Origin of the sequence: Pantoea sp. At-9b, assembly GCF_000175935.2 — a bacterium.
Classification (GTDB): Bacteria; Pseudomonadota; Gammaproteobacteria; order Enterobacterales; family Enterobacteriaceae; genus Pantoea.
Genome location: NC_014837.1, coordinates 2901678 through 2917118, shown reverse-complemented (window position 1 = coordinate 2917118; position 15441 = coordinate 2901678). Strand labels below are relative to the sequence as shown.

Sequence of the window (15441 nt, the reverse complement as noted above, 5' to 3'; positions counted from 1 at the left end):
AAGGGGATTGATTAGCTGGGATTGCGCCCTAAAACACGCCGTGCTTCACGATAACGTGCCTTCCAGTAACTCTCGTTGAGACTGGAGATCATCACACCACTGCTGGTGGATGCGTGCACAAAATTGTCGTTACCCAGATAGATGCCGACATGGCGACCGGTGGAACCGGCGCGGAACAGCACTAAATCGCCAGGACGCAGTTTTGTACGAGAAACCTGCTTGCCGGTATCTTCCTGTTCATAGGTGGAACGGGGAAGATCTAACCCAAACTGCTCACGAAAGGTGCGCTGAACAAAAGCGGAACAATCGATGCCACGTTTGGTGTCGCCGCCTAAGCGATAACGCACACCTTTCCAGTCATCGTATTGGTCCATGATGCGGGATTTGATATCCACGTTCCGCACCATCTGTTCGAATTCATCCTGAGACGCCTGAAGTAAAAAACCATTCTGGTTGTTAACTTCATGATTCTCGTTATTCGCGTTCTGCCCGTTATGGGTACTGCTACATGCTGATAAGAGTGTTGCTAATGCTACTGCCGGAATAATCCGTCTGAGGTATCTCAGTATTGGTTGAGACTTGACCATTATGGGTGTTTTCCTTCGAAATCCTTACGACAAAATGTCGCCAGCCAGATGACAAAACGAGTCGAGATTAATAAGAGCGACCAGCTAAGACAATTCCTTATTTACTAAAATGTGTTAAAGCACACATTTTTGTTGCCTTCGGAACCACATTTTATGCTGTTCAGCTACTAATTGCGTTTGAGGTTAACCGATTACAGACCGCGTGGCGAGTGCTTTTATATAAATTTTTATAGGTTTTTTCGATGTGAAATCAATCTGTAACACAATGGCTACTTTATCGACAACTGGCAGTGATTAAACAGGGAAATAGCGGTGGGATCAGGGGCTAATTCTGGCGTTAAGGCCGATTTTAAGAGGGTTCTGACTGGACAGCTTAGGAAAAAGCCGAATCGCCAGTCGATCACATCATAATCTTTTCTTTTCACCGATAACTACTTAGCGAGCTAATAATCTATTTAAGGTTTCATTAAGCGCGAGCGATCACTATTTTGTGGTTTGATCACTCGCGCTAAACAATTACGCCTGTGGCTTATATTTGCCCGGCAAGGTTCGATACAACCAGTTAACTAATTTGTCACTGGCCGGGGTTAATAACCACCAGCTCAGACCCACCAGCACCACCGACAGCGAACCAACAGCGATGTCAGTGAACCAGTGTGCACCGGCCATCACGCGTGGTAGACCAAATACCACCACAATCACCAGCCCCAGCAGGAAAGGGCGGAAGCCGAAATAGCGCCACATAAAGCAGGCGAAGATAATCAGCATCATGCCGTGGTCGCCCGGGAAGCTATTACTGGACGCATCTTTCGCGGGAATACCGGTCAGTTCGCTGACGCGATGGACGTTCTCGAAAAACAGCGTCGGACTGACGTGCTGCACGGGGAGCAGGTGGCCCAATTGGTTCAACACCACCGCGGTCAGCAGCATGGTGATACCGATGGCCAGCATACGTCGACGGCCCGGCGGCGTTTCGCGACGCCAGAACCACAGATAAAGCAGCCCCATTGCCAGCAGCGACACCAGGTCAAAACCGCGAAAGTTGGTGATTGCCACCAGGATGGCAAAACCATGATGCACCACCATTTGATCGTTGAAACCAAAGAAAATGGCTTTATCGAGACCAAACCAGAACCCGTGGTCGGGCGGCAGATACCAGGAAAAGAAAATCACCACACCCAGCACATTCAATAGCAGGATGGTGAAAAGACGAGAAGCGCGCATAGTTCAACTCAAAAAAAGAAAAATAACGGGAAAACCTACCGCAATTATTTTAAACGAATCTTCAACAAGCCGGACTGCAAAATGTTCCAGTCGACAGGCTGATGGTGGATTAATTCAATACGACTATCCGGGGGTGTCGTTGGCCGCGTTTCGATAAACAGGTCTTCGCCCTGGCGATTAACCGTCACTAACCCGTCGGGGGTACGCAGTACGCCTTTAACCCGATCCACCGGCGCAAGCCGCGCCCACTCAAGGGCCGGGAGGGTATCGAACACCGTGTCGGCATCGAAAATCCAGCCACAGGAGGCATAACCCTGGCCTTCATTTAACGCACGTCGCCAGCGCGCCTGACCGTCCAGCTTTAACGCTGCCAGACCTTGCGGTCGTGATTCTGTGTGATGATGTTGCGCGGCAGGAACCGCACGATCCGCCAAAGCCTGCTGCCTGAGCAGCGCGGGATCGATCTGCCCCAGCGCCATCTCCACCCACTGACGATCGCCAAGGTTTGCTTCGCGCCACGTGGTGAGGCGTTGACGATCCTGTTCATTCCAGCGGTCACTTTTGCTGGCAATGACGATATCAGCGGCAATCAGTTGATCGCGGAAGTTTTCATTCTGCACGATACGTTCGTCAGCGAGGTGTTGTGGATCGAGGAGTGTCAGCGTCGCATCCACTTCTATCCACGGCTGATAGACGGCGGCGCGCAACATATCGAGTAATTGTCTGGGATGGCCCAGCCCGGTGGGTTCGATCAGCAGGCGATCCGGTTTGGTCTGCTTCAACAGCATATTCAGGCCAACCTGCAAGGGCAGGCCATTGACGCAACACATACAACCGCCAGGAATCTCTTTCAGCGTGGCTCCGCGATCGGCGAGCAGTGCGCCATCGATGCCTATTTCGCCAAACTCATTCACCAGTACCGCCCAGTTCTCGCTGGCAGGTTTATTGGCGAGCAGATGCAGCAGGGCGGTGGTTTTGCCGCTGCCGAGAAATCCGGTAATAAGGTTTACGTGCGTCACAATTCGGCCTCAATAAAAACGAGAACAACGTGCGCGGGGAAGGACCATCCGGCGCACACCACAGACTGTTATAATATAACGTTTGTGCGGGGCCGGACAGCGAGGAATGCTTAATCAGCACGTCCCATGTAACGACGTTCAGCAATATGAATGCGGATGCGTTCACCGTTGCTGAGATATTCCGGCACCTGGATCACCAGACCCGTGCTCATCCCGGCAGGTTTGGTACGGGCGCTGGCCGACGCACCTTTAATGCCCGGAGAGGTGTCAACGATTTCCAGATCGACGGTTTGTGGCAGTTCCAGGGCCAGCAACTGACCGTCCATCGTCAGTACCTGCATGCCAGGCATGCCGCCTTCAGGAATAAACAGCAGTTCCTCTTCAATCTGATCTTTCTTGAAGGTGTATGGCGTGTAATCTTCATCATCCATAAACACGTATTCGTCACCATCTATATAAGAGAAAGAGACGAAACGGCGGGTCAGGGTGATGGCTTCCAGAATGTCGTCGCCTTTAAAGCGTTCTTCGACTTTCATACCAGTACGTACATCGGTAAAACGCATCTTGTACAGGGTAGACGCGCCACGCGCGCTGGGGCTTTGAATATCGATGTCTTTCACCAGCAACAGTTTGCCGTTCCAGGTGACAGCCATTCCTTTTTTAACTTCGTTTGCCTTTGGCATCGTGTGTTACTCGCTCAGAGAGAAATAGATCGCGCCACGTTACTCGCGCCGGTAAAAACAGGCAAGCGGGCGGGCGCAAATTTTGTTGAGATAAAGAGAATGGCATTCCTTCAGGCAGCCTGCTATTGTCGCCGCGAAATCCCGCAGCAGGAGCCTGTGATGTTGTGTCGTGACCAATGCGGTGCGTGTTGCACAGCCCCTTCCATCTCTTCCCCGATTCCAGGCATGCCCAATGGCAAACCGGCCAACACGCCCTGCGTTCAGCTTGATGCCCAACAACGCTGCAAAATATTCGGTTCACCCCTGCGTCCGACGGTGTGCGCCGGCCTGCAACCCAGCGTCGAGATGTGCCGGAGCAGTCGCGCTGAGGCCATGATTTATCTGCTGAAATTGGAAGCGGATACCGCGCCCTGAAGATTTGCTGATATTTTGCTGAAATATTTGCCTTAAGTGGGGTGGGTGTTACAGCAAAACCGTCAGCCTTGCATCTGGCGAAAGTCCTAAATCACATCTGAAGTGTGCGTAGCGTCAAAAATCTGCTACGTGGTTTACGCATTTTCTTGCCTGGCTGGCAGAGCTGTACCATATTCCCTGAAACGTTTCAGCGTTGTCGTCCCGGCTAAGCCGGTGTCGTACAGCGTATTTTTTCGCCATCAAGCTGAAACGATTCAATTCAGCAAGCGAGGAGAGATATGTTCCAGCTCGAAGTTCAGGCCATTCATACCGGTGCCAGCGCACAGAACAAAGAAGAGGCCATTCGTCAGGTCGCGGCGGCATTGACCGCAGCAGGCAATGTAGCGGAAGGCTACGTTAATGGCATGCTGGCGCGTGAACAGCAAACCACCACCTTTCTGGGGAATGGCATTGCCATCCCGCATGGCACCACCGACACCCGCGATTTGGTGCTGAAAACGGGCGTGCAGGTGTTCCAGTTCCCACAGGGCGTGGCATGGGGCGACGGTCAGACGGCGTATGTCGCTATCGGTATCGCCGCAAAATCCGACGAACATCTCGCCTTATTGCGTCAGCTGACCCATGTACTCAGCGATGACAGCATTGCTGACCAGTTGAAAACCGCCTCAGCGGAAGATCTGCGTGCGCTGCTGATGGGTGAAAAGCAGGCGGCGGAATTTAAGTTCGATACCTCCTTAATTGCGGTCGATGTCGCAGCCAGCGACCTGATCACCTTACAGGCGCTGAATGCCGGTCGTTTGCAGGCCGCAGGCGCAGTGGATGCGGGTTTCGTTGCCAGCGTGGTGTCAAATGCACCGCTGAGCCTCGGCCAGGGGATCTGGTTAAGCGACAGCGCGATGGGCAACCTGAACAGCGCTGTGGCCGTCAGCCGTGCGGCGACGCCCTTTGACCACGCAGGCGAAAACGTGGCTCTGCTGGTCACTGTGGCGGCCAGCGACGATCGTCCGCTGGAAGTGCTGGGTTATCTCAGCAGCTTACTGCATGCCAATAAAGCTGAACGTCTGCTGAAAGCGGATGCCGCCGGGATTCTGGCGTTGCTGACCAGCGAAGTGGACGAGCAGGCCGATATGCTGACTGCCGAATTCACCATCCGTAACGAACACGGTTTGCACGCCCGTCCGGGCACAGCGCTGGTCAGCGTGATCAAACAGTTCAACAGCGACATCACGGTCACCAACCTTGACGGCAGCGGTAAACCGGCTAACGGTCGCAGCCTGATGAAAGTGGTGGCACTTGGCGTGAAGAAAGGTCATCGCCTGCGTTTTACCGCCAGCGGCGAAGATGCACAGCAGGCATTGAATGCCATTGAAGAAGCCATTAATAGCGGTCTTGGCGAGGGGGTAGCATGAGTCGTCGCGTAGCCACCATCACTCTAAACCCGGCTTATGATCTGGTCGGCTATACGCCGGAGATCGAGCGCGGGGAAGTCAACCTGGTCAAAACCACCGGCCTGCATGCCGCAGGTAAGGGCATCAATGTTGCTAAGGTGCTGAAGGACTTAGGCATTGATGTCACCGTGGGCGGTTTTCTCGGCAAAGAGAATCAGGATGGCTTTCAGCAACTGTTCAGCGAGCTGGGTATCGCCAACCGTTTTCAGGTGGTGCAAGGCCGTACCCGTATCAACGTCAAGCTGACGGAAAAAGACGGTGAAGTGACCGATCTGAATTTCTCCGGTTTTGATGTCACTGCGCAGGATTGGGATCGCTTTACCGCAGACTCCCTGACTTGGCTGGGTCAGTTCGACATGGTGTGCGTCAGCGGCAGTCTGCCAGCAGGCGTGGCACCGGAAGCCTTTACCCAGTGGATGAGCGACCTGCGTACCCAATGTCCGTGCATCATTTTCGACAGCAGCCGTGAAGCGTTAGTTGCGGGGCTGAAAGCCGCGCCGTGGCTGGTGAAACCCAATCGCCGTGAACTGGAGATTTGGGCGGGTCGCAAGCTGCCAACGCTGAAAGATGTGATTGATGCCGCGCATGAGCTGCGTGAGCAGGGCATAGCCCATGTAGTGATTTCACTCGGAGCAGAAGGGGCGCTGTGGGTGAATGCTTCAGGCGAATGGATTGCCAAACCGCCTGCGTGTGAAGTGGTCAGCACCGTAGGTGCCGGGGATTCAATGGTTGGTGGACTGATTTATGGCCTGCTGATGCGCGAATCCAGTGAACACACCCTGCGTCTTGCAACGGCAGTGGCGGCCATGGCCGTCAGCCAGAGCAACGTTGGGGTTACCGATCGTACCCAGTTGGCCGCGATGATGGCGCGTGTTGACTTACAACCCGTTAACTAACAGCAGGAGAGGTATAATGAAAACGCTGCTGATTAAAGATTCTTCCCTGGGCCTCGCCTCAGGTCATTTAGCGATGGAAAGTTTGCGTGCAGTCGCGGCGCAGGCTGGTCTTACCCTCACAGAAAATGCCGCTGACGCCGACCTGGTGCTGGTGGCGGGTCACAATGCCCCGAGCGATGCGCAGCTGGCCGGTAAAGCGCTGGCACTGGTGGATGTGCAGCAACTGCTGCGCGATCCGCTGGCGACAATCAGCCAGGCGAAAGCCAACGCCCAGCCGGTGCAGAACGCGGTTGCCGCCCCAGCTGCCGTACAGAGCAGCGGGCAGAAACGCATCGTTGCCGTCACTGCCTGTCCGACCGGCGTGGCGCATACGTTTATGGCTGCCGAAGCCATTGAAGCCGAAGCCAAAAAACGTGGCTGGTGGGTGAAAGTGGAAACCCGCGGTTCCGTTGGTGCTGGCAATGCCATTACCCCGGAAGAGGTGGCAGCTGCCGATCTGGTGGTGGTCGCGGCGGATATCGATGTCGATCTGGCGAAATTCGCCGGTAAGCCAATGTACCGTACCTCAACCAGCCTCGCGCTGAAGAAAACCGCGCAAGAGTTGGATAAAGCCCAGGCCGAAGCCAAAACTTACCAGCCGAGCGGTGCGCGTGCTTCCGGCGGGCAGGAAGATAAGCAGGAGAAAACCGGTGCTTACCGTCACCTGTTGACCGGCGTATCTTATATGTTGCCGATGGTGGTCGCAGGCGGTCTGAGCATTGCGCTCTCGTTCGCCTTTGGTATCACCGCGTTTAAAGAGCAGGGCACCCTTGCCGCTGCCCTGATGCAGATCGGTGGTGGTAGCGCCTTTGCCTTGATGGTGCCGGTGCTGGCAGGCTTTATCGCCTTCTCGATTGCCGACCGTCCGGGTCTGACGCCTGGCCTGATTGGCGGTATGATCGCGACCAGCATTAACGCCGGTTTCCTTGGCGGTATTATCGCCGGTTTCATTGCCGGTTATGCCGCGAAGATGCTCAGCAGCAAAGTGAAGTTGCCGCAGAGTATGGAAGCGTTAAAACCGATTCTGATTATTCCGCTGGTTGCCAGCCTGATCACCGGCCTGCTGATGATTTACGTGGTGGGCAAACCGGTGGCGGGCATCATGAGCGGCCTGACTCACTGGCTGGCGAACATGGGCACGGCGAATGCGGTCCTGCTGGGCGCGATCCTTGGCGGCATGATGTGTACCGATATGGGTGGCCCGGTGAACAAAGTGGCCTACGCGTTTGGTGTGGGACTGCTGAGTTCGCAAACCTATGCACCGATGGCGGCGATCATGGCGGCCGGTATGGTGCCGCCGCTGGCAATGGGTCTGGCGACGATTGTCGCGCGTCGTAAATTCAACAAAGGTCAGCAGGAAGGTGGCAAAGCGGCGCTGGTACTGGGACTGTGCTTTATCTCTGAAGGTGCGATTCCGTTCGCGGCTCGTGATCCGATGCGTGTCCTGCCATGCTGTATCGTTGGTGGCGCGGTGACCGGTGCCATTTCGATGGCGATTGGCGCGAAGCTGATGGCACCACACGGTGGCCTGTTCGTGCTGCTGATCCCGGGTGCGATTACGCCGGTGCTGGGTTATCTGCTGTCCATCGTGATTGGTACGGCGGTGGCGGGTCTTGGCTACGCTATCCTGAAACGTCCGGAAGAAGAGCTGGCAAAAGCCGCCTGATTTAACGCCAACACCAGGAAAAGCAAAGGGGCGAACCGCAAGGTCGCCCCTTTTTTTATCCCTGCTGTTCTGATTTCAGCCACGCAATTTCGTCTTTCCAGATATCCGGATTGATGGTTTCCAGAATCATCGGGATGCCATCAAAGCGCGCATCTTTCATCAGCCAGCTAAACACGGTTTTGCCGATATTGCCCTCGCCGAGGCTGTGGTGACGGTCCACTCGGCTGCCGAGGGTGCTCTTGGCATCATTCAAATGCATACCGCGCAGATACTGAAAACCCACAATGCGTTCAAACTCAGCAAAGGTGGCAACACAGGCTTCTTCCGTGCGCAGATCGTAACCTCCGGCAAAGGCATGGCAGGTATCGATGCACACGCCAACACGTGATTTGTCCTCAACGTGTTCAATAATGGCCGCCAGATGTTCAAAGCGGAAACCGAGGTTGCTGCCCTGACCGGCGGTGTTTTCAATCACCGCGGTGACGTTGTGCGTCTGATCCAGCGCGATATTGATCGATTCCGCGATGCGTTTCAGACAGGCGTCTTCTGCAATTTGTTGCAGATGGCTGCCCGGATGGAAATTCAGCAGTGTCAGGCCAAGTTGTTCAGCACGCTGCATTTCATCAATAAAAGCATCACGGGATTTTTCCAGGGCATCCATCACCGGATGCCCAAGGTTAATCAGATAGCTGTCGTGCGGCAAAATCTGGCCGGGTGTGAAGTGATAAGTCTCACAAGCGGTTTTGAACGCATCTATCACCTCGCCGGAGAGGGGCGCGGCGCGCCACTGGCGCTGATTTTTGGTGAACAGCGCGAAGGCTGTGGCTTCCAGTTCATGGGCACGGATCACTGCCTGGTCTACGCCGCCTGATGCACTGACATGTGCGCCGATATATTTCATGCCGCTCTCCTGAATGGGCTGGGTTTTGCAAAACGCCCATCATAGCGGATGTACCTGGGCCATGAAATGTTGCACCAGCACATTCAGTGCGCCGCCACCGACGATCAGCCAGATAAACACCAGCATGCCGAGCAAAAGCGGTTTGATACCGGCCTGCTTCAGTGCACTAAACCGGGTGGTCAGGCCAAGCGCGGCCATCGCCATGGCCAGCATCAGGTTGGCGAGCTGATTTAAGCCTCCGACGACACTGGCGGGCAGCAGGTGCAGTGAATTAAACAGCGCCACGCCAATAAACAGCAGGGCAAACCACGGAAAGGCCACCGGCTGAGAACGCGTGCTGCTGTGGCTGCGCTGACGACGTAACCAACTGCCCAGCACCAGCAGAAAAGGGGCCAGCATCATCACGCGCAACATCTTAGTGATCACGGCGTTGTTTTCTGTTTCCGCGCCGATGGCATGACCGGCAGCCACCACCTGAGCCACCTCATGCAGGGTTGACCCGGTGTAGACACCAAAATGTGCCTGGCTGACCTGGGGCAACAGTGACCAGATCAGCGGATACAACAGGATGCCGACGGTGCCAAACAGCACCACCGTGGCAACCGCGACAGCCACTTTTGACGGTGCGGCCTTGATGATCGGTTCGCTGGCGAGGACCGCTGCTGCCCCACAGATACTGCTGCCCGCACCAATCAGCCAGACGGTTTCGCGATCCATTTTCAGCAGGCGGATGCCAAGAAAGCAGGTCAGCATGAACGTTGAGCTGAGCACCAGCACATCAATCAACACGCCACTCAGGCCAACATCCCCAATTTGCTGTAGGGTAATGCGAAAGCCATACAGGATGATACCGAAGCGCAACAGACGCTGCTTAGCCAGCAACACGCCACTGTCGCACGGGGTGGCGAGGCGAGGATAGAGGCTATTCCCGAGCAGGATGCCCAAAATAATCGCCAGCGTTAAGGCACCAAAACCCGCTCCCGCCAGCCACGGTTGCTGGGCGAGTAAGGCTGCACAACCCGCAATAGCGGCAGTCAGCAGCAAGCCGGGTAGCCAGTGGTGAAACGGAAACGGGGTTTTGCTAACACTAATCTCAGCCATACTCTTCTCCTTTGTATGGCTTTAGCGTGCGCCTGGCTGGCTTAAAAGTGAAATTGATAATATATTTATAATTAACCATTATAAGTGGTAAGCAATGTGAGGAGGACGCGTGCACATTACGCTGCGTCAGATCGAGGTTTTTACCGAAGTATTGAAAAGTGGCTCGACAACGCAGGCGTCGCAGGTTTTGGCGCTGTCGCAGTCGGCGGTCAGTGCCGCGCTGGCGGATCTGGAAAGCCAGCTTGGCGTACAACTGTTTGACCGCGTCGGCAAACGGTTGGTGTTAAACGAGCATGGCCGACTGCTTTATCCACGAGCGGTGGGGTTGCTGGAGCAGGCCGGGGAAATCGAGCAACTGTTTAAAGAGGACAACGGAGCGATCCGTCTGTTCGCCAGCAGCACCATCGGCAACTACCTGCTGCCGGGGATGATTGCGGCGTACCGGCGCGATTTTCCCACGCTGCCGCTGGAGCTGAGCGTCGGCAACAGCCAGGATGCCATCAATGCGGTGGCCGATTTTCGCGTCGATATCGGTTTGATTGAGGGGCCATGTCATGTGCCGGAACTGATCAGCGAACCCTGGCTGGAAGATGAGTTGGTGGTGTTCGCCGCGCCAGATGCTGCCATCCTGCAACAACCGATCACCCTGGCAAGCCTGGCGGCTGCGCCCTGGATCCTGCGCGAGCGCGGTTCCGGTACACGTGAAATCGTCGATTATTTGCTGTTGTCCCATTTGCCACAGTTCCAGCTGGGCATGGAGTTGGGTAACTCCGAGGCGATCAAACATGCAGTGCGCCATGGGATGGGCATCAGTTGTCTGTCGCGGCGCGTGATTGCCGACCTGCTGGAGGCAGGCACGTTGGTTGAGGTGGCGGTGCCGTTGCCGCGCCTGACGCGCACGCTGTATCGCATCCATCACCGGCAGAAACATCTGTCTAAAGCCCTCAATCGTTTCCTTACCTATTGCCGCGAGTAAACGCGGCTGGCTAATAATTTGGTAACGATTATGAACGTAACTAATAACCCGACGTGAATGCTATACAGAGCAGGCTTAGCTGCTACAATCGCGCCTTATTTTTATTCAGCATAGCGTTTACACATGCATAATGACTCAAAAACAACACAACAACCTGGGCTGCGCCGTGAATTAAAAGCGCGCCATCTCACTATGATCGCCATTGGCGGATCGATTGGCACCGGCCTTTTTGTCGCCTCGGGTGCCACCATTTCCCAAGCCGGTCCGGGCGGCGCGTTGCTCTCCTATGCGCTGATTGGCCTGATGGTTTACTTCCTGATGACCAGCCTCGGCGAGCTGGCTGCCTTTATGCCGGTATCCGGTTCCTTTGCGACCTACGGTGCAAAATACGTGGAAGAGGGCTTCGGCTTCGCGCTGGGCTGGAACTACTGGTACAACTGGGCGGTGACCATCGCGGTTGATCTGGTGGCCTCTCAACTGGTGATGAACTATTGGTTCCCGGATACCCCAGGGTGGATCTGGAGTGCGCTGTTCCTTGGCCTGATGTTCCTGCTCAACTACATCTCGGTCAAAGGTTTTGGTGAAGCGGAATACTGGTTCTCGCTGATTAAAGTCGCTACCGTCATCATCTTTATCGTGATCGGTGTGCTGATGATCGTCGGCATTATGCGCGGTGCGGAAAATGCTGGCTGGCATAACTGGACCGTAGGGGATGCGCCCTTTGCCGGTGGTTTTGCCGCGATGATTGGTGTGGCGATGATTGTCGGTTTCTCCTTCCAGGGCACCGAACTGATCGGTATCGCCGCAGGTGAATCGGAAGATCCGGCGAAGAACATCCCGCGTGCGGTGCGTCAGGTGTTCTGGCGTATTCTGCTGTTCTATGTGTTCGCCATTCTGATCATCAGCCTGATTCTGCCGTATACCGATCCTAAGCTGCTGCACAATGACATCACCGATATCAGCATCAGCCCGTTCACCCTGGTGTTCCAGAATGCCGGTTTGTTGTCGGCAGCGGCGGTGATGAATGCGGTGATCCTGACGGCGGTGCTGTCGGCGGGTAATTCAGGTATGTATGCCTCCACCCGTATGCTGTTCAACCTGGCGCGCGAAGGCAAAGCCCCGCGTATTTTTGCCAAACTGTCAAAAGGCGGGGTGCCGCGTAACGCGCTGTACGCCACCACCGTGGTTGCCGGGCTGTGCTTCCTGACCTCGAAATTTGGCAACCAGGAAGTCTATCTGTGGTTGTTGAACACCTCGGGCATGACTGGCTTTATCGCCTGGCTGGGGATTGCCATCAGCCACTACCGTTTCCGTCGCGGCTATATGGCGCAGGGCAGGGATTTGGCGGATTTACCGTATCGCTCAGGCTTCTTCCCAATCGGACCGATTTTTGCTTTTGTCCTGTGTCTGATTATTACCCTCGGGCAGAACTATCAGGCCTTCCTCGCGGACCGTATTGACTGGTACGGCGTGGCGGCAACCTATATCGGTATCCCGCTGTTCCTGGTGATTTGGTTGGGTTATAAGTTGGTGCGCGGCACCCGTTTGGTGAAATACAGCGAAATGGATTTCCCAACCTTTAAAGAGTGACGGTAATAAAGAGAAAAGCGCGGCAATGTCCGCGCTTTTTTTTTGCCGCTTTGTAACAGAGATAAAATTGATAATTATTATCACCTGCTCTATTGTGGCAGCCGTTATGATTGCAACGGGGAACAGGTAGATCAATGCGTACCACGGAAGCCGCGCTGGTGGCGGAAAACAGCAACGATATCGATACCATGGCGCGCTATCGCCAGGTGCTGCGCCAGCGGATGTTGCTGATTGGCGTACTGGTGCTGGCGATTCTGGCATCATTAATTCTCGACTTTACCCTCGGCCCGGCCGGTCTTTCATTAGACACCCTGTGGCAAACCCTGACGCAACCTGACAGCGTTGATGCGGGGACACGGGTGATTGTCTGGGATATTCGCCTGCCTTATGCGCTGATGGCGATTGTGGTGGGCTTCTCGCTCGGTCTTGCCGGTGCGGAAATGCAAACGATCCTGAATAACCCCCTTGCCAGCCCCTTTACCCTTGGCGTCTCTTCTGCGGCTGCGTTTGGCGCGGCGCTGGCGATTATTCTCGGCATTGGTATTCCCGGTGTGCCAGACCAATGGTTTATCTCGGCAAATGCCTTTATCTTCGCGCTGTTTGCCGCCCTGATGCTGGATGGCGTTACGCGCTGGACACGGGTTTCCACCTCGGGCGTGGTGTTGTTTGGTATCGCGCTGGTATTCACCTTTAATGCGCTGGTGTCGATGATGCAGTTTATCGCCAGCGAAGACACGCTCCAGGGATTGGTGTTCTGGACGATGGGCAGCCTGGCGCGCGCCTCCTGGGAAAAACTGGGGGTGCTGACCGCCGCATTTGCCATTCTGCTGCCTTTCTCAATGCTCAGTAGCTGGAAGCTGACCGCGCTGCGCCTCGGCGAAGATCGTGCCATCAGCTTTGGTATCGACGTGCGTCGTCTGCGCCTCGCGACGCTGCTGCGCATCAGTATCCTTTCCGCGCTGGCGGTGGCGTTTGTCGGGCCGATTGGCTTTATCGGCCTGGTGGCACCGCATATCGCGCGTATGATGTTCGGTGAAGACCATCGTTATTATCTGCCTGCCAGTGCCCTGACCGGCGCGCTGGTGCTGTCGTTGGCTTCTGTGGCATCGAAAAACCTGATCCCCGGTGTCATCATTCCGGTTGGCATCGTGACCTCGCTGGTTGGCGTGCCGTTCTTCCTGAGTATTATTTTGCGTCACCGGGGGAATGTGTGATGGAGCAAGGATTACGTCTCAGCCACTTTTATGCGGGTTACCCCAAACGTAAAGTCATTGAAGACCTCAACGTGCCACAGCTGCCACGCGGCAAAATCACCGTGTTGTTAGGGCCAAATGGTTGCGGCAAATCGACGCTGCTGCGTGCATTGGCAGGGCTGAGCAAAGGCGAGGGTGAGCTGTGGCTGAATGGGGAAGAGCTGATGACGCAGCCGTTTGCCCGCCGCGCTCAGCGTGTGGTGTATCTGCCGCAAACCCTTCCCGCCGGGGTGCATCTGCATGTGCTGGAGTCGATCATTGTGGCGCAGCGCGCCTCGGGTGGCCTGCACAGCGCAGCCAGCGAAGCGGAAATCATGCATCTGCTGGACCAATTGGGCATCGCGCATCTGGCGATGCGTTATCTCGATCAGCTTTCGGGCGGGCAAAAGCAGTTGGTCGGCCTGGCACAGTCGCTGATTCGTCGTCCGGAGTTGTTGTTGCTGGATGAGCCGCTGAGCGCGCTGGATCTTAACTACCAATTCCACGTGATGGATTTGGTGCGCCGCGAAACGCGGTTGCGCAATATCGTGACCGTGGTGGTGGTGCATGATATCAACATCGCGCTACGTCACGCTGATCATGCGCTGATGCTGAAGGATGGCAACCTGTTGGCCGACGGCGAACCGGTGCAGGTGATTACCCCGGAGACGCTGGCGCAGGTTTATGGCGTGCGTGGACGGATTGAATGCTGTTCGCGCGGGATGCCACAGGTGATGATTGATGGGCTGGTCGCTGAGTCGATCGTCTGAGTAATGCGTAACGGCGCGATTAATGGCGCCGCTACGTGTAGGTTTTGTCAGTTACACCAGCAGATGCTTCGCGTGAAAACGCAGATGGTCTTCAACAAAGCTGGCGATAAAGAAGTAGCTATGGTCATAGCCCGGTTGGATACGTAACTCCAGCGGGAAACCCTGCTCACGTGCCACCTCTGCCAGACGTTCCGGACGCAGCTGATCGGCGAGGAACTGATCGCTGTCACCCTGATCGATCAGGATCGGCAGACGATTTTCCACCTCACTCATCAACAGACAGCTATCGTACTCACGCCATGCCGCACGGTCCTCTCCCAGATAAGCGCTGAACGCCTTCTGTCCCCACGGCACTTCCGTCGGATTGACGATCGGCGCAAAAGCGGAAACCGATGAGAAACGACCGCCAAGGCGCAATGCCAGCAGTAAGGCACCGTGGCCCCCCATCGAATGCCCCATGATCGACTGACGCTCGCTGAGCTTGAAATTATCGGCGACCAGCGCCGGTAACTCCGCACTAAGGTAATCGAACATCCGGTAATGCGCCGCCCACGGCTGCTGGGTGGCGTTGAGATAGAATCCTGCCCCCTGGCCCAGATCGTAAGCACTGTCATTCGCCACATCGTCACCGCGCGGGCTGGTGTCCGGCATAATCAACACCAGACCCAACTGCGCCGCCACGCGCTGCGCACCCGCTTTAGTGGTGAAGTTCTCGTCGGTACAGGTCAATCCGGCGAGGAACCACACCACCGGCGGCGGGGTGTCGTCTTTCGGCGGCGGCAAAAAAATGCTGAAGATCATCGGGCAGTTCAGCACCGCTGAATGATGCCGCCAGCGCTGTTGCCAGCCGCCAAACATGCGATGTTCTTCCAACAATTCCAGAGTGGATGCCATA

At 55.6% G+C, this 15441-nt stretch carries 15 protein-coding genes; 8 read left to right on the top strand and 7 right to left on the bottom strand.

Annotation, left to right across the window (positions count from 1 at the left end):
• Positions 1-11: 11 nt before the first annotated feature.
• The 4 genes from mepS to yeiP all read right to left on the bottom strand — a co-directional run bounded on the left by mepS (position 12) and on the right by yeiP (position 3513).
• Complete coding sequence (mepS, locus tag PAT9B_RS13415; protein WP_013509814.1) at positions 12-587, bottom strand: bifunctional murein DD-endopeptidase/murein LD-carboxypeptidase; 576 nt, start codon at positions 585-587, stop codon at positions 12-14.
• A gap of 516 nt (positions 588-1103) precedes the next feature.
• Positions 1104-1811 (bottom strand): phosphatase PAP2 family protein, encoded by a 708-nt coding sequence (locus tag PAT9B_RS13410; RefSeq protein WP_013509813.1) that lies wholly within the window; start codon positions 1809-1811, stop codon positions 1104-1106.
• 44 nt (positions 1812-1855) lie between these two features.
• Positions 1856-2830 carry a GTP-binding protein gene (locus PAT9B_RS13405; RefSeq protein WP_013509812.1) on the bottom strand — a complete coding sequence of 325 codons (975 nt, stop codon included), beginning with the start codon at positions 2828-2830 and terminating at the stop codon, positions 1856-1858.
• 110 nt (positions 2831-2940) lie between these two features.
• A complete protein-coding gene (yeiP, locus tag PAT9B_RS13400; RefSeq protein WP_013509811.1) occupies positions 2941-3513 on the bottom strand; it encodes an elongation factor P-like protein YeiP in 573 nt (190 codons plus the stop codon).
• Between the two features lie 159 nt (positions 3514-3672).
• Between yeiP and PAT9B_RS13395 the strand changes: the two genes are divergently transcribed.
• The 4 genes from PAT9B_RS13395 (at position 3673) to fruA (ending at position 7976) form a co-directional block, all read left to right on the top strand.
• A complete protein-coding gene (locus PAT9B_RS13395) occupies positions 3673-3927 on the top strand; it encodes a YkgJ family cysteine cluster protein (RefSeq protein WP_013509810.1) in 255 nt (84 codons plus the stop codon).
• A gap of 278 nt (positions 3928-4205) precedes the next feature.
• Positions 4206-5336 (top strand): fused PTS fructose transporter subunit IIA/HPr protein, encoded by a 1131-nt coding sequence (gene fruB, locus PAT9B_RS13390; RefSeq protein WP_013509809.1) that lies wholly within the window; start codon positions 4206-4208, stop codon positions 5334-5336.
• On the top strand, positions 5333-6271 hold the full coding sequence (gene fruK, locus PAT9B_RS13385; protein ID WP_013509808.1) for a 1-phosphofructokinase: 939 nt from the start codon (positions 5333-5335) through the stop codon (positions 6269-6271). Before fruB ends, fruK begins: the two co-directional genes overlap by 4 nt.
• A 16-nt stretch (positions 6272-6287) precedes the next feature.
• A complete protein-coding gene (fruA, locus tag PAT9B_RS13380; protein WP_013509807.1) occupies positions 6288-7976 on the top strand; it encodes a PTS fructose transporter subunit IIBC in 1689 nt (562 codons plus the stop codon).
• A 55-nt stretch (positions 7977-8031) separates the two neighbouring features.
• On the opposite strand, the gene nfo is transcribed toward fruA, so the two are convergent.
• Together nfo and PAT9B_RS13370 are read right to left on the bottom strand one after the other, a co-directional pair.
• On the bottom strand, positions 8032-8877 hold the full coding sequence (nfo, locus tag PAT9B_RS13375; protein WP_013509806.1) for a deoxyribonuclease IV: 846 nt from the start codon (positions 8875-8877) through the stop codon (positions 8032-8034).
• Positions 8878-8916: 39 nt separating this feature from the next.
• Positions 8917-9978, bottom strand: a complete 1062-nt coding sequence (locus PAT9B_RS13370) for a YeiH family putative sulfate export transporter (protein ID WP_013509805.1) — start codon at positions 9976-9978, stop codon at positions 8917-8919.
• Between the two features lie 109 nt (positions 9979-10087).
• On the opposite strand from PAT9B_RS13370, the gene yieE reads away from it, so the two are divergent.
• The 4 genes from yieE (at position 10088) to PAT9B_RS13350 (ending at position 14546) form a co-directional block, all read left to right on the top strand.
• A complete protein-coding gene (yieE, locus tag PAT9B_RS13365) occupies positions 10088-10954 on the top strand; it encodes a DNA-binding transcriptional regulator YeiE (RefSeq protein ID WP_013509804.1) in 867 nt (288 codons plus the stop codon).
• A gap of 123 nt (positions 10955-11077) precedes the next feature.
• Positions 11078-12544: an amino acid permease gene (locus PAT9B_RS13360; RefSeq protein ID WP_013509803.1), complete on the top strand. Its 1467-nt coding sequence runs from the start codon at positions 11078-11080 to the stop codon at positions 12542-12544.
• A 134-nt stretch (positions 12545-12678) separates the two neighbouring features.
• Positions 12679-13758: an iron ABC transporter permease gene (locus PAT9B_RS13355; RefSeq protein ID WP_013509802.1), complete on the top strand. Its 1080-nt coding sequence runs from the start codon at positions 12679-12681 to the stop codon at positions 13756-13758.
• Entirely contained in the window at positions 13758-14546 is a 789-nt protein-coding gene (locus tag PAT9B_RS13350; RefSeq protein ID WP_013509801.1) for an ABC transporter ATP-binding protein, read from the top strand. Before PAT9B_RS13355 ends, PAT9B_RS13350 begins: the two co-directional genes overlap by 1 nt.
• A gap of 51 nt (positions 14547-14597) precedes the next feature.
• Here the strand turns inward: PAT9B_RS13350 and fghA are convergent, their stop codons facing one another.
• Positions 14598-15440, bottom strand: a complete 843-nt coding sequence (fghA, locus tag PAT9B_RS13345) for an S-formylglutathione hydrolase (RefSeq protein ID WP_013509800.1) — start codon at positions 15438-15440, stop codon at positions 14598-14600.
• Position 15441 lies beyond the last annotated feature (1 nt).